Source organism: Pelomonas candidula (assembly GCF_043555985.1).
GTDB lineage: Bacteria > Pseudomonadota > Gammaproteobacteria > Burkholderiales > Burkholderiaceae_C > Pelomonas > Pelomonas candidula.
This window is the reverse complement of the sequence record NZ_JBIGIC010000013.1, coordinates 63,599-81,506: the sequence shown is the minus strand read 5'-3', so window position 1 is coordinate 81,506 and position 17,908 is coordinate 63,599. Positions and strand designations below refer to the sequence as shown.

At 69.6% G+C, this 17,908-nt stretch carries 18 protein-coding genes; 11 read left to right on the top strand and 7 right to left on the bottom strand.

Features of this window, described 5'->3' with window-relative positions; all coding sequences use genetic code 11:
* Positions 1-2: 2 nt before the first annotated feature.
* The 3 genes from ACG04R_RS22600 to ACG04R_RS22590 all read right to left on the bottom strand — a co-directional run bounded on the left by ACG04R_RS22600 (position 3) and on the right by ACG04R_RS22590 (position 2,198).
* Entirely contained in the window at positions 3-716 is a 714-nt protein-coding gene (locus tag ACG04R_RS22600) for a YebC/PmpR family DNA-binding transcriptional regulator (protein WP_394415886.1), read from the bottom strand.
* A gap of 92 nt (positions 717-808) precedes the next feature.
* Complete coding sequence (locus ACG04R_RS22595; RefSeq protein ID WP_394415885.1) at positions 809-1,096, bottom strand: DUF2695 domain-containing protein; 288 nt, start codon at positions 1,094-1,096, stop codon at positions 809-811.
* A 22-nt stretch (positions 1,097-1,118) separates the two neighbouring features.
* Positions 1,119-2,198, bottom strand: a complete 1,080-nt coding sequence (locus ACG04R_RS22590) for a S1C family serine protease (RefSeq protein ID WP_394415884.1) — start codon at positions 2,196-2,198, stop codon at positions 1,119-1,121.
* A gap of 60 nt (positions 2,199-2,258) precedes the next feature.
* Between ACG04R_RS22590 and ACG04R_RS22585 the strand changes: the two genes are divergently transcribed.
* From ACG04R_RS22585 to upp, 5 genes are read left to right on the top strand one after another with little or no spacing between them, the layout of a single operon-like run.
* Complete coding sequence (locus ACG04R_RS22585) at positions 2,259-2,873, top strand: hypothetical protein (protein ID WP_394415883.1); 615 nt, start codon at positions 2,259-2,261, stop codon at positions 2,871-2,873.
* Between the two features lie 6 nt (positions 2,874-2,879).
* On the top strand, positions 2,880-3,575 hold the full coding sequence (locus ACG04R_RS22580; RefSeq protein ID WP_394415882.1) for an acetyltransferase domain-containing protein: 696 nt from the start codon (positions 2,880-2,882) through the stop codon (positions 3,573-3,575).
* A gap of 12 nt (positions 3,576-3,587) precedes the next feature.
* Positions 3,588-4,382: a polysaccharide deacetylase family protein gene (locus ACG04R_RS22575; RefSeq protein ID WP_394415881.1), complete on the top strand. Its 795-nt coding sequence runs from the start codon at positions 3,588-3,590 to the stop codon at positions 4,380-4,382.
* Positions 4,383-4,406: 24 nt separating this feature from the next.
* Positions 4,407-5,159 carry a 23S rRNA (guanosine(2251)-2'-O)-methyltransferase RlmB gene (rlmB, locus tag ACG04R_RS22570; RefSeq protein ID WP_394415880.1) on the top strand — a complete coding sequence of 251 codons (753 nt, stop codon included), beginning with the start codon at positions 4,407-4,409 and terminating at the stop codon, positions 5,157-5,159.
* Between the two features lie 35 nt (positions 5,160-5,194).
* Positions 5,195-5,821, top strand: coding sequence for a uracil phosphoribosyltransferase (gene upp / locus ACG04R_RS22565; protein WP_394415879.1), 627 nt, complete (start codon positions 5,195-5,197; stop codon positions 5,819-5,821).
* Here the strand turns inward: upp and ACG04R_RS22560 are convergent.
* A complete protein-coding gene (locus tag ACG04R_RS22560; protein WP_394415878.1) occupies positions 5,818-6,999 on the bottom strand; it encodes an acetylornithine transaminase in 1,182 nt (393 codons plus the stop codon). The two genes, upp and ACG04R_RS22560, sit on opposite strands and share 4 nt — an antisense overlap.
* 71 nt (positions 7,000-7,070) lie before the next feature.
* On the opposite strand from ACG04R_RS22560, the gene ACG04R_RS22555 reads away from it, so the two are divergent.
* Positions 7,071-8,036, top strand: coding sequence for a GlxA family transcriptional regulator (locus tag ACG04R_RS22555; protein ID WP_394415877.1), 966 nt, complete (start codon positions 7,071-7,073; stop codon positions 8,034-8,036).
* Between the two features lie 6 nt (positions 8,037-8,042).
* Here ACG04R_RS22555 and ACG04R_RS22550 read toward each other — a convergent pair whose 3' ends face one another.
* The 3 genes from ACG04R_RS22550 to ACG04R_RS22540 are packed head-to-tail and all read right to left on the bottom strand — an operon-like array spanning position 8,043 to position 10,131.
* Positions 8,043-8,582, bottom strand: coding sequence for a chromate transporter (locus ACG04R_RS22550; protein WP_394415876.1), 540 nt, complete (start codon positions 8,580-8,582; stop codon positions 8,043-8,045).
* Positions 8,579-9,127, bottom strand: coding sequence for a chromate transporter (locus ACG04R_RS22545; RefSeq protein WP_394415875.1), 549 nt, complete (start codon positions 9,125-9,127; stop codon positions 8,579-8,581). The genes ACG04R_RS22550 and ACG04R_RS22545 overlap by 4 nt, the downstream gene beginning before the upstream one ends.
* On the bottom strand, positions 9,124-10,131 hold the full coding sequence (locus ACG04R_RS22540) for a D-2-hydroxyacid dehydrogenase family protein (RefSeq protein ID WP_394415874.1): 1,008 nt from the start codon (positions 10,129-10,131) through the stop codon (positions 9,124-9,126). Before ACG04R_RS22540 ends, ACG04R_RS22545 begins: the two co-directional genes overlap by 4 nt.
* A gap of 143 nt (positions 10,132-10,274) precedes the next feature.
* Between ACG04R_RS22540 and ACG04R_RS22535 the strand changes: the two genes are divergently transcribed.
* From ACG04R_RS22535 to ACG04R_RS22515, 5 genes are all read left to right on the top strand, one after another.
* Positions 10,275-10,784, top strand: coding sequence for a DUF1993 domain-containing protein (locus tag ACG04R_RS22535; protein WP_394415873.1), 510 nt, complete (start codon positions 10,275-10,277; stop codon positions 10,782-10,784).
* Between the two features lie 120 nt (positions 10,785-10,904).
* Positions 10,905-12,761, top strand: a complete 1,857-nt coding sequence (locus ACG04R_RS22530; protein ID WP_394415872.1) for an O-linked N-acetylglucosamine transferase, SPINDLY family protein — start codon at positions 10,905-10,907, stop codon at positions 12,759-12,761.
* Positions 12,762-15,134, top strand: a complete 2,373-nt coding sequence (locus tag ACG04R_RS22525; protein WP_394415871.1) for a type I secretion system permease/ATPase — start codon at positions 12,762-12,764, stop codon at positions 15,132-15,134.
* A 76-nt stretch (positions 15,135-15,210) separates the two neighbouring features.
* Positions 15,211-16,413 carry an HlyD family type I secretion periplasmic adaptor subunit gene (locus ACG04R_RS22520; protein WP_394415870.1) on the top strand — a complete coding sequence of 401 codons (1,203 nt, stop codon included), beginning with the start codon at positions 15,211-15,213 and terminating at the stop codon, positions 16,411-16,413.
* A gap of 66 nt (positions 16,414-16,479) precedes the next feature.
* Positions 16,480-17,901, top strand: coding sequence for a TolC family protein (locus tag ACG04R_RS22515; RefSeq protein WP_394415869.1), 1,422 nt, complete (start codon positions 16,480-16,482; stop codon positions 17,899-17,901).
* Positions 17,902-17,908: the final 7 nt, after the last annotated feature.

Sequence of the window (17,908 nt, the reverse complement as noted above, 5' to 3'; positions counted from 1 at the left end):
GCTCAGCCGGCCAGCCCGGCGTACACGTGCTGCACGTCGTCGTTGTCGTCCATCGCCGTCAGGAAGCTCTCCACCTCCTCCAGTTGCTCGGCGCTGAGGCTTGCCGGGTCGATCGGGTTCTTGGGCCGGTAGCCCAGCTTGGCGCTGAGCACCGTAAAGCCCTGGGCGGGCAGGGCGCGGCTGACAAGGTCCAAGTCCGTCGGGTCGGTCAGGAACAGCACGATGCCGTCTTCGTCGGCCGGCACCAGGTCCTGCGCGCCGGCCTCGATGGCGGCGGTGTCCGCATCGGCATCGGGCGTGGCGGCCTCGGCCTCGATGAGGCCGAGGTGATCGAAGTCCCAGCTCACCGAGCCCGGCGTGCCCTGCTGGCCCTTGCGGAACAGCACGCGCATGTCCGACGCGGCGCGGTTGGTGTTGTCGGTCAGCACCTCCACCATGACCGGCACGCGGTGCGGCGCGAAGCCTTCGTAGATGACCTGCTCGAAGTGCACGGTCTCGCCGGTGAGCCCGGCGCCCTTCTTGATGGCGCGGTCCAGCGTGTCCTTGGGCATGGACACCTTGCGCGCCGCCTCGACGGCCATGCGCAGCTTGGCGTTGTCCTTGGGATCAGCGCCGCCGCGCGCCGCCAGCATGATGTCCTTGGCCAGCTTGCCGAACAGCTTGCCCTTGGCATTGGCCGCGATGTCTTTGTGTTTGGCTTTCCATTGCGCGCCCATGGGGTGTCCTATCACTGGTTGGGTAGAGGCGATCGCGGCCTGGCCGACGAAGGCGGGGCGCTACTGTACGAGGTAGTTCATCAGGACTCCCGTCATCGGTTCCGCTCCCAATGGTCCGCCGCATTGGCCAAGACCTCGCAGTCGCAAAAGCCGCCGTGCTCGCGAAGCCAGGCGATGACTTTGTCCTCCGGTTGCTGTTGGTCAGATAGCCAGACAGTAGTGAACCGCAAGGTATGGTCGCAACCCGCTTCTTCGACGCAGGCGTCAACCGCATCAAACAGCGATTCAAGTAGAGCGTCGGCGATTGGAAAGGCATCCCGCGCCAACTGCTTTTGTTGAAGCTTCCAAGCCTTCTTTCGATCTTGGTCGGTGTTATTCATTTCGGTGCCTCGCGATGTCTGGCTAGTCTGAACTCCCCAAGGTCGCCGCCACCTTCCTCGTCTGCCCGCTGCGCCACACGCTCAGCGTCACCTTCTCCCCGATCTGCCGCGTCTCCAGCAGCGACAGCATGTCGTCCAGGTCCGCCACGGCCTGGCCGTCGATGGCGGTGATGACGTCGCCCTGGATGATGCGGCCGACGCGGTCGCGGCCGAAGGGCCTCAGACCCGCCGCTGCCGCCGGGCTGCCGTCGGCCACGTTGACCAGCAGCACGCCCTTGGGCGCGCCCAGCGCCTTGGCCAGGTTCTCCGGCCCGGACGTGACGCCCAGCGCCGGCCGGATGAAGCGGCCGTCGCGGATCAGCCGCGGCACGATGCGGTTGACCTCGTCCACGGGAATCGCGAAGCCGATGCCGGCACTCGCGCCGCTGGGGCTGTAGATGGCCGTGTTGACGCCGATCAGCCGGCCGGCCGAATCCAGCAGCGGCCCGCCCGAGTTGCCGGGGTTGATGGCCGCGTCGGTCTGGATCGCGCCCTTGATCGTGCGCCGCGTCACGGATTCGATCTCGCGGTTCAGCGCCGAGACGATGCCGGTGGTCAGCGTCTGGTCCAGCCCGAACGGGTTGCCGATGGCGTAGACCTTCTGCCCCACCTGCAGGTCGCGGCTGGTGCCCAGCGGGATGGCCGGCAGCTTGTCACGCGGCGCCTCGATGCGCAGCACGGCGATGTCGCGGTCGGGGAAGGCGCCGACGAGCTTGGCCGGGTAGCTGCTCTGGTCGTTCAGCGTGACGGTGGCGCGGTCGCCGCCCTGGATGACGTGGAAGTTCGTGACGACATGGCCGGCGTCGTCCCAGATGAAGCCGGTGCCCGTGCCGCTGGGCTGCTCGCTGGTGCGTAACGAAAAGAAATCACGCTGCACGGCGAGTGTCGTGATGTGCACCACCGACGGGCTCAGGCGTTTGAAGACGCTGATGTTGTTCTGTTCCTCGGCGTCCAGCGCGCCGCGGGGGCTGGCGGCGCGGGGCTGGGCGGGCTTGTTCTGGGCTTCGGCGACGGGGGCGCCTAGCAATACGATGAGTGCGAGTGCGAGCAGACGCTTGGACATGACACGACAGTGGCAGCGGTGGCGATGCCGCACATTCTGGTGGCGAATGGAGGACCGACGATGAAGCGGACATTAGTGAGCCTGGGCCTGGCGCTGAGCCTGGGGGTATCGGGCGCCTGGGCCCAGCAGGTGTGGAAATGCGAGGTGGGCGGCAAGGTCAACTTCAGCGACAAGCCCTGCCCGCAGGCCGGCCAGCCGATGGCCGAGCGCCACCTGCAGCCCAACGTGGTGGATGCCATCAAGCCGGAGGTGGTGCAGGCGGCCATGGGCCGGGTGCCGGCGGCATCCGCGCCGCTGCTGCCGGCGGGCAACGTCTGCCCGGGCGACGGCGAGATCCGCGGCATGGAGACGCGTGCCAACTCGACGTCGCTGGGCGACGCCGAGCGACAGTTCATGCAGGACGAGGTCCGCCGCGCGCGCCAGTGCCGTGCCGGCCAGGGCCGCTACACCGATGCCGACTGGGACATCAGTCGCGAGGCCCAGGCCGCGCAGAGCCAGATCAGTGACCGTGCTCGGTTGGCTGCACGGCTGCGTGCCGAAGGGGCGCACAGCGCCGCGGACCCGGCTGAGGGCGACCGCATTGAGCGCCGCCGCCTCGCCGAGGAGCGGGCGCGCCGCGCCCAGGAACTGCAGGCGCGCAGGAGCCAGAATGCGGCCTCATCGCCGCTGCCCTGACCTGACTTGTCTTCCCCCCGCTCCGACCGCCTCGACGCGCTGCGCGGCGCCGCCATCGTCTGGATGGCGGGCTACCACTTCAGCTTCGATCTGAACCATTTCGGCTGGATACGGCAGGACTTCTACCGCGACCCGGTCTGGACCTGGCAGCGCACCTGCATCGTCAGCCTGTTCCTGTTCTGCGCCGGCGGCGGCCAGGCGCTGGCCATGGCGGCGGGCCAGCGCCCCGGCCGCTTCTGGAGGCGCTGGGCCCAGGTGGCCGGCTGCGCGCTGCTGGTGACGGCGGGCTCGTGGTTCATGTTCCCGCTCAGCTGGATCAGCTTTGGCGTGCTGCACGGCATCGCGCTGATGCTGGTGCTGCTGCGGCTGGGCCTGGCGCGGCTGCCCGACGCGTTGCTGCTGGCGCTGGCTGCGTTGGCCGTGGCGCTGCCGCAGTTTGCGCAGCACCCGTTCTTCGACACGCGCTGGACGGACTGGATCGGCCTCATCACCGAGAAGCCCATCACCGAGGACTACGTGCCAGTGCTGCCCTGGCTGGCGCCGATGCTGCTGGGCTTCGTCGTCACGCGCCGCTGGCCCGGGCTGTGGCAGGGGCGCGCGCCGCGGCCACTGGCCGTGCTGGGGCGCTGGTCGCTGTGTTTCTACATGTTTCATCAGCCTATGCTGATCGGCCTGCTGATGGCCGTTCAAACCGTTCGTTGAGGAGACATAGAGATGACAAAGAAGATGTTCGTGGCCGCGCTCGGCCTGTTCGCGGCGGTGGCCGCTGTCGCTGCGCCGTTCAACTGGCCGGGCGGCGCGCAGGCGGCCGTCACCCTGGGCTACGACGACGCGCTGAACAGCCAGCTCGACCACGTCATCCCCGAGCTCAACAAGCGCGGCCTGCACGGCAGCTTCTACATCCCCATCAATGGGCCGACCTTCCCGGGCCGCATCAACGAATGGAAGGCCGCTGCGGCCGCCGGCCACGAACTCGGCAACCACAGCCTGTTCCACGGTTGTTCCGCCAAGGGGCCGGGCCGCGAGTGGGTGTTGCCGCACCATGACCTCGACAAGCAGACGCCGGCCGGCGTGCAGGAGCAGGTCATCGCCGCCAACACCTGGCTGCAGAGCCTGGACGGCAAGACCCGGCGCACCTTCACGCCGCCCTGCCTGGACCTGAAGGCCGGCGGTGAGGACTTCGTGAAGGCGCTGCAGCCCCACTTCGTCGCCTTCCGTGCGGCCAGCCCGGCGATGGTCACGGACACGACCGCGCTGGACCCGTACGCCGTGCCGGTCTACTTCGTCGACGGCATGAGCGGCGAGCAACTGATCGCGCTGGTGGAAAAGGCCGCCAGCCAGCACGCGCTGGTGCAGCTGCTTTTCCACGGCGTGGGCGCCGAGTACCTCAGCGTGACACGCGAAGCGCACGACCAGCTGCTGGACCACCTGGCGAAGAACAAGGCCCGCTTCTGGACCGACACGATGGTCAACGTCATGGAGAACGCCAGAAAGCAAGCGGGCCGCTGAGGCGATGAGCCGACAATGGCGGGCATGAGCTCCCCCAAGTCCGTCCTGTTCGGCTTCCACGCCGTCACCGTCCGCCTCAAGACCCATCCTGATTCCGTCGCCGAGGTCCATTTCGACCCCGCGCGGCGCGACCAGCGCATGCGGGCCTTCATCGAGCGCGCGAAGGACGCCCGCGCCAAGCTGGTGGAGAGCGGCGACGAGCGGCTGACGCAGCTGGCCGGCAGCCCGCGCCACCAGGGCGTCGTGGCCCGCGTGGCGGCCATTGCGCAGCCGCACTCGCTGGACGATGTGCTGGATGCCGTCGAGGGCCCGCCGCTGGTGCTGGTGCTCGACGGCGTGACCGACCCGCACAACCTCGGTGCCTGCCTGCGCGTGGCCGATGGCGCCGGCGCGCATGCCGTGGTCGCCCCCAAGGACCGCGCCGTGGGCCTGAACGCCACCGTGGCCAAGGTGGCCAGCGGTGCGGCCGAGACGGTGCCCTACCTGATGGTCACCAACCTGGCACGCACCTTGAATGAGCTGAAGGAGCGCGACATCTGGGTCGTCGGCACATCGGACCAGGCGGAGCGCTCGATCTATGACCTCGACCTGAAGCGCCCGATCGCCTTCGTGCTGGGCGCCGAAGGGGAGGGCATGCGGCAGCTGACGGCCAAGACCTGCGACGAGCTGGTGCGCATCCCGATGGCCGGCGCGGTCGAGAGCCTGAACGTGTCGGTGGCCTCGGGCGTCTGCCTGTACGAGGTGCTGCGCCAGCGAACCGCGTCAGGCAGTCGATAATCTGACTGTTTAGAAAAAATCTGGGAGTTCCCGCCATGGCCGTCATCGAAGTCAAGCATCCGCTGGTCAAGCACAAGATCGGGCTGATGCGTGAGGCGGAGATCTCGACGAAGAAGTTCCGCGAGCTGACCGGCGAGATCGCCCGGCTGCTCGCCTACGAGGCGACTGCCGACTTCGTGACCGAGAAGGTCACCATCGAATGCTGGAGCGGCCCGACCGAGGTGGACCAGATCGCCGGCAAGAAGGTCACCGTGGTGCCCATCCTGCGCGCGGGTCTGGGCATGCTGGACGGCGTGCTGGACATCCTGCCCAACGCCAAGGTCTCCGTCGTCGGCCTGGCGCGCGACCACGAGACGCTGAAGCCGGTGAACTACTTCGACAAGTTCGTCGGCAACCTCGAGGCCCGCACGGCGCTCATCATCGACCCGATGCTGGCCACGGCCGGCAGCATGATCGCGACCGTCGACCTGCTGAAGGCACGCGGCTGCAAGGACGTGCGCGCGCTGGTGCTGGTGGCTGCACCCGAGGGCGTGAAGGCGCTGGAGACGGCCCACCCCGACGTGCGCTGCTGGACGGCCGCCATCGACAGCCACCTCAATGACGTCGGCTACATCATCCCGGGCCTGGGCGACGCCGGCGACAAGATTTTCGGAACCACCTAAAGCTGCGCCTCACGGAGCGCCCGGCGCAGCAGCGCCAGGCCTTCGTCGATCTCGGCCGCGCTGATGTTCAGCGCCGGCATCAGCCGCAGCAGGTGCGGGCGCGGCGCGTTCAGCAGCAGGCCCACTGGCGCCAGCGCCAGCGCGGCTTTCACGACCTCCTCCGCGCAGGGCACGGGCAGCTCCAGGGCCCGCAGCAGGCCCAGGCCGCGTTCGCCCACCAGGCCGTGGTCGCGTGCCACCGCCTGCAGCCCTGCCGACAGCTGGGCCGCGCGCTCGCGCACCCCGGCCAGGAAGGCGTCACTGCACACCGCATCCACCACTGCCAGGCCGACGGCCGCCATCAGTGGGTTGCCGCAGAAGGTGCCACCCTGGTCGCCGGGCCGGAAGCAGTTGAGGTGCTCCTTGCACAGCAGCGCGGCCAGCGGCACGCCGCCGCCGAGGCCCTTGGCGAGCGTCATGACGTCGGGCTCGATGTCGAAGTGCTCGTAGGCGAAGGCGGTGCCGCAGCGGCCGATGCCCGTCTGCACTTCGTCGGCAATCAGCAGCACGCCGCGCTCGGCGGTCAGCGCGCGCAACTCGCGAACGAAGCCGCGGTCGGCCAGCACGACACCGGCCTCGCCCTGCACGAACTCGATCATCACGGCCGCCGTGCGCGGGTTCAGCGCCCGCTCCACCGACGCGAGGTCGTTCAGCCGCGCCTTCAGGAAGCCCGTTGGCATCGGCGCGTACAGCTCGTTCCAGCCCGGCTTACCCGAGGCGCTCATCATGGCCAGCGTGCGGCCGTGGAAGCCCTGGTCGAAGCCGACGATCTCGTGCGCGCCGTCGCGCGCCACGCTGCCCCAGCGCCGCGCCAGCTTGACGGCGCCCTCGTTCGCCTCGGCGCCGGAGCTGGCGAGGAACGCCCGGTCGAAGCAACTGGCCGCCACCAGCCGCTGCGCGAGGTCCAGCAGGGGCCGGTTGAAGTAGGCGGGGCTGGCGTTCACCAGGCGCTGCGACTGCGCCAGCAGTGCCTGCGTGATGACGTCCGGGCAGTGGCCCAGGCTGTTGACGGCCCATCCCTGCACGAGGTCGAGGTGGCGCTTGCCGGCCTCGTCGGTCAGCCACGAACCGCGGCCGGACGCGAACACCGTGTCGGGCCGCTGGGTGATGGTGATGAGGGCGTCTGCGGGATGTGTCATGGCGCCAGTTTGCGGCGCAAGGTGGCTGGCCGCCAGGACGCAGTTCCCACCTTTTCTGCCATCATGGGGCGATGACATGCCGCATTGCCTTCGTCATCTTCCCCAGCTTCCAGCAGCTCGACCTGGCCGGGCCGATGGCCGTGTTCGAGCTGGCGCGGTTGGCCCGACCCGGCAGCTACGACTGGCGCATCGTCGCCAGCGTGCCGCCGATGGTGCGCAGCTCGGCCGGCGTGGCCTGGCCCGTCACGGGCCTGCCGCGCAGGCTGGACGGGCTGCATCTCGTCATGGTCATCGGCGGCGATGGTGTGGACGCGGCATGCCGCGATGCCCGCCTCGTGGCCTGGCTGCAGCGCGCCGCGCGCAGCGGTGCGCGCATCGCGAGCATCTGCAGCGGCAGCCTGCTGCTGGCGGCGGCTGGCCTGCTGGACGACCGCACGGCCACGACGCACTGGTCGCGCGGTCGGCAATTCGAGGCGGACTACCCCGCCGTGCGCCTGCAGCCCGACCGCATCTACGTGCGCGAGCCCGCCGTACGGCGCCGCCAGTGGCCCGAGCTGTGGACCAGCGCCGGCATGACGGCCGGCATCGACCTGTGCCTGGCGCTGCTGGCGCACGACCATGGCGAGGAGCTGGCGCGGCAGGCGGCGCGCCAGCTCGTCGTCGAGCGGCGCCGGCCGGGCGGGCAGTCGCAGTTCTCGCCGCTGCTGGACCTGCAGCGCCCCGACGGCCGCTTCGTCACGCTGCTGGACGCCGTGCGCGCCGACCTGCGCCAGCCCCATGGCGTCGAAGACCTCGCCGCACGGGCCTGCATGAGCCCACGCCACTTCGCGCGCTGCTTCCGCGCTGAGACCGGGGCCACGCCGGCCCAGGCCGTCGAGCGGCTGCGCGTGGAAGCGGCACGCGCCGCGCTGGAAGGGGGCGCCAGCTCGGTCCTGCGCGTGGCGCAGGACTGCGGGTTCGGCGGCACCGAGCGCATGCGCCGTGCCTTCGTGCGCCTGCTCGGCCGCCCGCCGGCCGCATTCCGGCCCGCCGCGTGAACGGCGCTACACCAGGCCCAGCGCGCCCAGCACGCCGCCGCCCGCCACCATCCACACCAGGCCCAGCCGCGTCTTCAGCGTCAGCAGCACGGTGACGGCGATCAGCGCCAGCGTGCCCCAGCGGTGCTCGTCGACGCGCAGGAAGGGCAGGGCCAGCAGCCAGCCGGTGGCGATGATCAGCCCGAGCGTCAGCGGCATCATGCCGGCCGAGAATGAGCGCAGCGCGATGTGCTCGCGGTTGGCGCGCGCCCAGCGCGTGGCGGTCAGCGTCAGCAGCGTGGAGGGCAGCATGATGCCGCCCATCGCCAGCATCGCGCCGGACAGGCCGGCGACGTTCCAGCCCAGCACGGCGACGAACAGGATGTTGGGGCCCGGCGCGGCCTGGGCCAGCGCGATGGAGGTCGTGAACTCGGTCTCGGTCAGCCAGTGCGTCTGGTCGACGAGGAAGCGGTGCATCTCCGGCACCGTCGTGATCGCGCCGCCGATGGACATGGGCGACAGCACGAGGAAGTGCAGGAACAGGCTGAGGTAGTCGGCCCAGGTCATTTCAATTTCCACCACGCCAGCGCCATGCCGCCACCGCCGACGATGGCCAGCACGGTGATCAGTGGCCAGCGCAGCAGCCCGATCAGCACGAAGGCCGCCAGCGCCAGGCCGAAGGCGGCCGGCGGGCCGAGCGGGTTCTTCTTCAGCGCCGGCAGCAGCTTGAAGCCCGTGGCCAGCACGAGGCCGGCGGCCACGGCGCCCATGCCGCGCAGCGCGTCCGCCGCGACCGGGTAGTTGCGCAATTCGCCGTAGGCCACGGCCAGCAGCAGCACGATGACGGCCGGCAGCGACAGCATGCCGGCCAGCGCCACCATCGCGCCGCGCGTGCCGAAGAACCGGTCGCCCACCATCATCGACAGGTTGACGACGTTGGGCCCGGGCAGCACCTGGGCGATGGCCAGCGTCTCGACGAACTCCTCGCGGCTCATCCACGCCAGCCGCTCGACCAGCTCGCGCTGCGCCACGGCCAGCACGCCGCCGAAGCCCTGCAGTGCCAGCCGGGAGAACGCGACGTAGAGGTCGGTCAGCGACTCAGGTCGGTTCACCGCAGGACTTTCAAGGCCTCGGGGTTGATGATGTTCGTCGGCTGGGACTTGATGAAGTTCAGCACGTTGTCGAAGGCGGCGTCGAAGTAGAGCTCGTAGCTGTCCTGCTCGACGTAGCCGATGTGCGGTGTGCAGACGGCGTTCTCCAGCCGCAGCAGCGGGTGGCCCTGCAGGATGGGCTCACTCTCGAACACGTCGATGGCGGCCATGCCGGGCCGGCCGCGGTTCAGGGCCGACACCAGCGCGCCTTCGGTCACCAGCTCGGCCCGGGACGTGTTGACGAACAGCGCCGTGGGTTTCATTTGCGACAGATCCTCGGGCGTGACGATGCCGCGCGTCGCATCGCACAGGCGCAGGTGCACGGACAGCACGTCCGCCTCAGCGAAGAAGGCCTCGCGGCTGGGGGCGGCGTCGTAGCCGTCTGCCTCGGCCCTCAGCCGCGACGGCTCGCTGCCCCAGACCATGACCTTCATGCCGAACGCGCGGCCGTAGCCGGCCAGGATCTGGCCGATCTTGCCGTAGCCCCAGATGCCCAGCGTCTTGCCCTTGAGCACCATGCCGACGCCGAAGTTGGCCGGCATCGAGGCCGCCTTCAGCCCCGCCTGCTGCCAGGCGCCGTGCTTGAGGTTGCCGATGTACTGCGGCAGCCGGCGCATGGACGCCATGATCAGCGCCCAGGTCAGCTCGGCCGGCGCCGTCGGGTTGCCGACGCCCTCGGCCACGGCGATGCCCAGCCGCGTGCAGGCTTCCACGTCGATGTGGCTGCCGACGCGGCCGGTCTGGGAGATCAGCTTGAGCTTGGGCAGCTTCTCGAGCAACTGGCGCGGGAAGGCGGTGCGCTCACGGATCAGCACCAGCACCTCGGCATCCCGAAGCCGCACGGACAGCTGGCCGATGCCCTTGACCGTGTTCGTGAAGACCTTGGCGTTCAGCGGCTCCAGCTTGGCAGCGCAGCGCAGCTTGCGGACGGCGTCCTGGTAGTCATCGAGAATGATCACATTCATGGTCGGGGCCCGCGCGGGCCGCCCACACGAGGGCAGTCGGCGACGCAGGCATGGGGCGTCATGTCTTGGGGCATTGTGCCCTTGGCGCATGCAGCCTCTCGCAAGGCTGGCTACGATAGTTTTCCCTCAATGGAGACCACCCGATGACCACGATTTCCATGCACGCCGCCAGCGTGCCCGCCTTTGCCCGCATGCTGGGCAACATGCTGAACTGGCTGGAGGCCGCCAAGGCCCATGCCGAGGCGAAGAAGTTCTCCACCGATGTCTACCTGACGCTGCGCCTGGCGCCCGACATGCTGCCGTTCACGAAGCAGATCCAGATCGCCAGCGACGCCGCCAAGGGTTGCGTGGCCCGCCTGGCCGGCCAGGAGAATCCCAGCTACCCGGACAACGAGGCCTCGCTGGACGAGCTGGCCGAGCGCATCCGCAAGACCCGGGATTTCGTGCTGTCCATCCCGGCTGCGGCCTTTGACGGCAGCGAAACCCGCGAGATCACGATCCCGCGCCGCTCGGGCGACCCGCTGAAGTTCGAGGGCCTGGCCTATCTGCAGCATTTCGCCCTGCCGAACTTCTATTTCCACGCGACGACGACCTACGCGCTGCTGCGCCATGCCGGCGTGCCTTTGGGCAAGAGCGACTATCTGGGAGCGTAACTCCCTGGTTTTGGGGCCGCGCAGGCGGGAAATGCTGCGCAATCCATGGCCTATTCGTCCCGCCTCCCGGCCCGCCAAGGCTTGAAAATCCGGCGACGATCCGCTCAACCCGCCCGCCGCATGGACATGTCGACGCCTCCCAACGCCCAGCCTCAAGGTATCGCCCTCGTGGAGCAGTGGCTGGCGCTGGCCCGCAGCGGGCAGTGGCCGCTGCCCCAAGTGATGGAGGCCGCGTCGCGCCTGCAGCAGGCCGGTGCGGCCGATGCGGCTGTGCTGCTCTACGAGAACTGGGTGGCCGCCACGGCCTCGCCGCTGAGCTATGTGGCCTGTTTCAACTGGGGCGCCATCCTGGGCGAGCAGCGCCGCCACGCCGAGGCCGAGGCTGTCTACCGCCGGGCGCTGGCCCAGTCGCCGAACTTCGCCCAGGCGCGCCTGAACCTGGGCCATCAGCTGGAGCACCAGGGGCGCGAGGAAGAGGCGCTGGCCGAGTGGCGCAGCGTCTATGAGGACGAAAACCCCGAGGGCCTGGGCACCGAGCCGCTGAGCCTGCGCCTGCACGCCTTCAACAACGCGGCGCGCCTGCTGGAGACGGCCAAGCGTTACGACGAGTCCGAGGCACTGATGCGCCGCTCGCTGGAGCTGGACCCGCGCCAGGGTGACGTGGCCCAGCACTATGTGCACATCCGCCAGAAGCAGTGCGCCTGGCCGGTCTACCAGACCGTCGGGGAGGTCACGCACAACCATCTGCTGATGAGCACCTCGCTGCTCGGCATGCTGGACGAGAGCGACGACCCGGCCCTGCAACTGCTGACGGCCCAGCGCTTCGTGCTGGAGAAGGTGGCCAAGGTCACCGAGCCGCCGCTGCACAGGGGCCGCAAGCGCGAGGGCAAGATCAAGATCGGCTACCTGTCCGGCGACCTGCACATGCATGCCGTCGGCCTGCTGTCGGTGGAGCTCTACGAGCTGCACGACAAGGACAAATTCGAGGTCCACGCCTTCAGCTGGAGCCGCGAGGACGGCACGCCGCTGCGCGCGCGCATCCGTGCGGCGATGGATCACTACCACCCGCTGCACGGTGTCAGCGACCGGCGCGCGGCCGAGATGATTGCCGAGGCCGGCATCGATGTGCTGGTGGACCTGCAGGGCCTCACCAGCGGCGCCCGCCCGGGCATCCTGGCCTGGCGTGGCGCACCGGTGCAGGCCGGCTACCTGGGCCTGCCGGCCACGTCGGCGCTGCCCGGCGAGGACTGGATCATTGCCGACCGCTATGTGATGCCGCCCGAGTCGCTGCCGTATCACACCGAAAAGCCGATCTACCTGCCGCATTGCTATCAGGTCAGCGACCGCAAGCGCGTGGCCCACCCTGCTCCCAGCCGTGCCGAGGCCGGCCTGCCTGAAACAGGCTTCGTCTTCTGCGCCTTCAACAACAACCACAAGATGAGCGAGCCCGTCTGGCGCTGCTGGATGCGCGTGCTGCGCCAGGTGCCCGGCAGCGTGCTGTGGCTGCTGGCGGACAACCCCTTCGCCCAGGCGAACCTGACGCGCGTCGCGGCGGAGGAGGGCGTGGCGCCCGAGCGCCTGGTCTTCGCGCCGCGCGCCCAGCCGGCCGACTACCTGGCCCGCTTCCAGCTGGCCGACCTCTTCCTCGACACCTTCCCCTACAACGCCGGCACGACGGCCAGCGACTGCCTGTGGATGGGCACGCCCATCCTGACCCGTTCGGGCAAGACCTATATCTCCCGCATGGCCGGCAGCCTGCTGACGGCCGTCGGCCTGCCGGACCTGATCACGACGACGATCGAGGAATACGAGCAGCGCGCCGTGCAGATCGGCAACCAGCCCGCGCGCGTGGCGTCCTACAAACGCTACCTGGCCGAGCACGGCCGTGCGTCGCCGCTATTTGACATCCCGGCCATCGTGCGCGATCTTGAGCGCGAGTTCGAGCGACTGGCTCTTGAGGCCCGCGCGAAAGCATAAATGCCCCGCCAGCACGACCCCTTCTTCGACGGCCAGCCGCAGGCGCCGGGGCTGCGCCTGGCCGCCAACGGCGAGCCGCCGCCACCGCCGGACCCGCTGGAGGGGCTTTCCAACCAGCCCGTCGGCGACCCGCTGCTGCAGGCGCTGGCCTGGCTGACGCGCCACCACGGCAAGCCGCGCTCGCCCGAGTCGCTGCGCGCCGGTGCGCCGGTCGAGGAGGCGCTGACGCCGGACAACGCCATCCGCGTCATGCGCGAGGCGGGCTACAACGCCGGCCTGCTGCGCAAGTCCATCGACGACATCAACGCCCTGCTGCTGCCGGCCGTGCTGCTGCTGAACGGCGGTGACGCCTGCGTGCTGGTGCGCCGGCTGGACGACCCCGCCGCCGTGGCGGCCGGCAACTGTCGCTACGAGGTCGTGTTTCCTGGCCCCGAGGCAGCGGCGGTGCCCGCCACGACGGCCGAACTGGAGCCCGAATACAGCGGCTTCATGCTGGCCGTGTCGCCGCTGGAGGCCGCCCGGGGCGGGCGCACCGAGTCGCCGCTGCTCAAGCTGGGCGACAAGGGCCTGGCCTCGCACTGGCTGTGGGGCACGCTGAAGCGCTTCACGCCGTATTACCGGGCGTCCATGCTGGCGGCCCTGCTGTCCAATGTGCTGATGCTGGTGTCGGGGCTGGTCACCTCGGTCATCTATGACAAGGTCATCCCGCACCAGGCCATGGTCACGCTGTGGACGCTGGCCGTGGGCGCCGGCGTGGCGCTGATGTTCGACCTGTTCGCGCGCCAGTTGCGCGCCCACCTGATCGACCTGGCCGGCCGCAAGGCCGACCTCATCATCGGCGCCAAGCTCTACCGCCAGACGCTGGGCGTGCGCATGGAGCACAAGCCCGCCTCGGCCGGCTCCTACGCCCACTACCTGGCCCAGGTGGAGATGGTGCGCGAGTTCTTCACATCGGCTTCGCTGTCGGCGCTGTCGGACCTGCCATTCCTGGTCATCTTCATCGGCATGACGTTCGTCATCGGCGGGCCGCTGGGCTGGGTGCTGGTGCTGGCGGCGCCGGTCATCATGGGCCTGTCGTGGGCCATCCAGGGCGCGCTGCGGCGGGCCATGCGCACCAACATGCAGGAGACGGCCGACCTGCACGGCACGCTGGTGGAGTCCCTCGAAGGCCTGGAAGACCTGAAGACCTCGGGTGCCGAGGGCCGCTTCCTGCGCCGCTACGAACACACCACCGCGGTCGTCGCCCAGTCGGCCCTGACGGCGCGTGCGCTGTCGAGCTGGAGCATGAACCTGTCCAGCACCATGCAGCAGGCGGTCAACCTCATCATCCTGGTCTGGGGGGTCTACCTGATCCACGACGGCGTCATCACCTCGGGCGCGCTGATCGGCTCGGTGATGTTCGCCGCTCGCGCCATCGCGCCGCTCGGCAGCCTCGTGAGCCTGGCCACGCGCTACCAGGGCGCGCGTGCTGCCATGCTGTCGCTCAACCAGATGATGAATGCGCCCGTCGAGCGCGACAGCGCGCGCAACTACGTGCCGTTGTCCAACGTGAGCGGCAAGGTCGGTCTGCACGACGTCGGCTTCGCCTATCCGGCGGCGGTGACCGCCCATGGCCAGACGACGGGCGAAGCAGCTTCGCCCAAGGTGCTGCGCAACGTGACGATGCGCCTGGAGGCCGGCGAACGCATCGCCATCCTGGGACGCATCGGCAGCGGCAAGTCCACCATCCTGCGCCTGCTCGGCGGCCTCTACCTGCCGACCGAGGGCATGGTCGAGGTCGACGGCATCGACCTGCGCCAGATCGACCCGGCCGAGTTCCGCGCCCGCGTCGGCTTCGTGTCGCAAGAGCCGCGCCTCTTCCTCGGCACCTTGCGCGACAACGTGTTGATGGGCCGCGCCCACCTGGACGCCGGCCGCCTCGTCGAGGTCGCCAAGCTGACCGGGCTGGACCGCGTCGTCGCCGGTCACCCGATGGGCTGGGACCTGCCGGTCGGCGAGATGGGCCAGCTGCTGTCCGGCGGCCAGCGCCAGCTGGTCGCGCTCGCCCGCGCGCTGGTCACCAAGCCCCAGGTGCTGCTGATGGACGAGCCCACCAGCTCCATGGACGCGCAAAGCGAAATGGCCTTCCTGCGCCAGCTGCGTGACGCGGCCGGCACGGCGACGCTGGTCGTCGTGACCCACCGCCCGGCCGTGCTGGAGCTGGTGCAGCGCATCGTCGTCGTCGACGGTGGCCGCATCGTCATGGACGGTCCGCGCGACCAGGTGCTGGCCGCGCTGTCGGGCGTGCGTCCTGCAGCGCCCGGCGCGGCGGCGGGTGAGGGCGTCCACATGCATCCGTCGGCACAACCCGTGCAGCGTTCCGCCAGCGTATGAAGCCCCCACGTTCGTTTCACTCACTGCCCCCCGAGGGGGCGCCGATGCCCTTCGGGCGGCCGGGCGGGCGTCGGGCATGACCAAAGCCCTGACCCGCGAGGAGGGGCTGTTCGTCAGCGCCATCCACGCCGCCCAGGTGGACGAGCCCTTGCCGCGTGCGACCTGGGCCCTGTACCTGCTGTGTGTCGTCATCATGGTGGCCATCGCCTGGTCGGCGTTGGCCAGGGTGGACGAGATCACCCGCAGCGACGGCCGCATCGTGCCCGATGGGCGCGAGCAGGTCATCGCCAGCCTGGACGCCGGCATCCTGCGCGAGCTCAAGGTGCGCGAGGGCCAGGAGGTGCAGGCCGGCCAGGAACTCGCCACGCTGGACCCGACCCGTGTCGAGGCCCAGCAGGCCGAGAGCGAGGTCAAGCTGCTGGCGTTGCGGGCCGCCGCCGCGCGGCTGTCTGCCGAGGCCAACGGCCGCGCCGCCATCCAGTGGCCGGCGGACGTCGACGTGAAGAGCCGTTACGCCCAGGGCGAGGCCGAATCCTTCGAGGCGCGCAAGCACCTGCTGGACGAGTCCATCGCCGCCATCAATCGCAGCCTGGGCCTGATCGCCAAGGAGCAGAAGCTGGCCCAGGACATGGCCGCCCGCGGCCTGATGAGCGATGTCGAGGTCATGCGGCTGAACCGCCAGGTCAACGAGATCCAGCAGCAGCGCGCCGAGCGCATCTCGCGCTACCGCCAGGAGGCCAGCCAGGAGCTGGTGCGCGTGCAGAGCGAGATGGCCCAGCTCGACGAGCAGATGGTGGTGCGCCAGGACGCGCTGACGCGCACGGTGCTGAAGTCGCCGGTGCATGGCGTCATCAAGACGATCAAGGCCGGCACCATTGGCGGTGTGGTCGCCAGCGGCGCACCCATCCTGGAGATCGCGCCGATCGGCCCCAAGGTGCTGGTGGAGGCCAAGATCAAGCCGCGCGACATCGGCTTCGTGCGCCTGGGTCAGACGGCCGAGGTCAAGGTCGCCGGCTATGACTTCAACGTCTACGGCGGCCTGGAAGGCAAGGTCACCTACATGAGCCCGGACGCCGTCACCGAGGGCGACAAGACCGGCGAGGGCTACTACCGCGTCATCGTCACGGCGGAGCGCATCAACGTGAAGTTCAAGGGTGAGCCCCTGCCCGTCATCCCGGGCATGACGTCGACGGTCGAGATCAAGACCGGCGAGCGCTCGGTGCTGAGCTATCTGCTGCGGCCGATGATGAAGTCACAGGAAGCCCTGCGCGAGCGGTAAAGCGGCCGGCACGGCCCGCTTTTCCGGGCTTTGGGCGAGGGGGCCGGATGGTCTAGTGAAGGGGCCATGCTTTACCCCCTTCGCCGCCTCATCGTCCTCGCACTCGCTACGTCCCTGGTGGCCCCGGCGCCGCTCGCGCTGGCGCAGACTCGACCGCCGAAACCGGCCAAACCGACAGCGCCTTCGCCCGTGCTGGCGGGTGACCCGCCCGCCGGCCAGGGCCGCTGCAACGAGGAGGACGCCGGCCTGTCCCGCATGGGCCGTGACCTGAGCGCGCTGGAGACCACCAGCGATGACCCACGGGCGGCGCTGCAATCCCTCATCGAAACGACGCTCGCTCGCAGCAAGGCCGTCGGTGCCATGCGCCTGATGACCGAGGCGGCCCGCTCAGACCTCGACCAGACGCGGGCGATGCGTCTGCCGACAACGACGCTCAGCATCTCCGCCAACGCCACCGACAACGTCATCAACGGGATCAATGCCGGCCGTGGCGGACAGTACGGCGCCTCGCTGAGCACCAGCATGCCGGTCTGGGACTTCGGCCGGATCGCCAAGCTGACCGAGTGGCGCAAGGAACTGGCCGAGGTGGCCCTGCAAGGCCAGCGCAGTGCCGAGGAACAGCTGTCCCTCAGCGTCGTCACGCTGGCGCTGGACCGCAGCCGTTACGTGCTGCAGGGCCAGGTCTACACCCAGTACGTGCGCAAGATGGCCTGTCTGGTCGATGCGCTGGAGATCATCACCAGGGCTGACCGCGGGCGCGCTAGCGAACTGGTGCAGGCGCAGAAGAGCCTGCAGCAGGCCGACTTGTCGCTGGAGCAGACCATGTCGGCGCTTCGCCAGACCGAGGTCCGCATGCGCCGCCTCGTGGGCGACCAGCTGCCGCCCAGCATCGGCATGACGCCGTCGCTGTCGGTGCTGCCGGACCTGGCGCAGATGGAGACCGACATCCTGCTCGGCGCCGACGTGGCCCAGGCAGAGGCCCAGGCGCGCTCGCAGCGCAGCCTGGCCGAGTCCGTCATCGCCGGGCAGAAGCCCAGCATCAGCATCAGCGGCAATGCCATCCGTCAGGCAGGCGTCTCCAAGGCCACAGAGTATGCCGGCGGCGTCACCGTCACCATCCCCATCCTGCCGCCCGGCGCCCAGGCGGAGGCCAATGCGGCGGTGCAGCGCTACCGCGCCACGGTGCTGCAACGCGACGAGGCCGTCGAGGCCAAGCGCTACCGCCTGCTCGAGATGAACGAGGTCGGCCTGTCGACGCTGGACCGCGCGCACCGCATCGTCGAGATCCTGCGCAACAGCGACCGCGTGCGCGCCTCGACGCTGCAGCAGTGGCAGCAGCTCGGCCGCCGTTCGCTGTTCGACGTGATGGCCGCCGAGGGCGACTACTACTCGATGCGCGTGGCCCACGTGAACGCGATGTTCGACGCCCAGCAGATCGTCGCCTTGATCTGGAGCATGGGCCGCGGGGTGTCGACGCCCCTGCGCTGAGGCCATA

What these genes read in the sequence shown, in the direction of transcription:
- ACG04R_RS22600 (WP_394415886.1), bottom strand. Translation starts at nt 716, where the DNA reads ATGGGCGCGCAATGGAAAGCCAAACACAAAGACATCGCGGCCAATGCC.
- ACG04R_RS22595 (WP_394415885.1), bottom strand. Translation starts at nt 1,096, where the DNA reads ATGAATAACACCGACCAAGATCGAAAGAAGGCTTGGAAGCTTCAACAA.
- ACG04R_RS22590 (WP_394415884.1), bottom strand. Translation starts at nt 2,198, where the DNA reads ATGTCCAAGCGTCTGCTCGCACTCGCACTCATCGTATTGCTAGGCGCC.
- ACG04R_RS22585 (WP_394415883.1), top strand. Translation starts at nt 2,259, where the DNA reads ATGAAGCGGACATTAGTGAGCCTGGGCCTGGCGCTGAGCCTGGGGGTA.
- ACG04R_RS22575 (WP_394415881.1), top strand. Translation starts at nt 3,588, where the DNA reads ATGACAAAGAAGATGTTCGTGGCCGCGCTCGGCCTGTTCGCGGCGGTG.
- rlmB (WP_394415880.1), top strand. Translation starts at nt 4,407, where the DNA reads ATGAGCTCCCCCAAGTCCGTCCTGTTCGGCTTCCACGCCGTCACCGTC.
- upp (WP_394415879.1), top strand. Translation starts at nt 5,195, where the DNA reads ATGGCCGTCATCGAAGTCAAGCATCCGCTGGTCAAGCACAAGATCGGG.
- ACG04R_RS22560 (WP_394415878.1), bottom strand. Translation starts at nt 6,999, where the DNA reads ATGACACATCCCGCAGACGCCCTCATCACCATCACCCAGCGGCCCGAC.
- ACG04R_RS22555 (WP_394415877.1), top strand. Translation starts at nt 7,071, where the DNA reads ATGACATGCCGCATTGCCTTCGTCATCTTCCCCAGCTTCCAGCAGCTC.
- ACG04R_RS22550 (WP_394415876.1), bottom strand. Translation starts at nt 8,582, where the DNA reads ATGACCTGGGCCGACTACCTCAGCCTGTTCCTGCACTTCCTCGTGCTG.
- ACG04R_RS22540 (WP_394415874.1), bottom strand. Translation starts at nt 10,131, where the DNA reads ATGAATGTGATCATTCTCGATGACTACCAGGACGCCGTCCGCAAGCTG.
- ACG04R_RS22535 (WP_394415873.1), top strand. Translation starts at nt 10,275, where the DNA reads ATGACCACGATTTCCATGCACGCCGCCAGCGTGCCCGCCTTTGCCCGC.
- ACG04R_RS22530 (WP_394415872.1), top strand. Translation starts at nt 10,905, where the DNA reads ATGGACATGTCGACGCCTCCCAACGCCCAGCCTCAAGGTATCGCCCTC.
- ACG04R_RS22525 (WP_394415871.1), top strand. Translation starts at nt 12,762, where the DNA reads ATGCCCCGCCAGCACGACCCCTTCTTCGACGGCCAGCCGCAGGCGCCG.
- ACG04R_RS22520 (WP_394415870.1), top strand. Translation starts at nt 15,211, where the DNA reads ATGACCAAAGCCCTGACCCGCGAGGAGGGGCTGTTCGTCAGCGCCATC.
- ACG04R_RS22515 (WP_394415869.1), top strand. Translation starts at nt 16,480, where the DNA reads ATGCTTTACCCCCTTCGCCGCCTCATCGTCCTCGCACTCGCTACGTCC.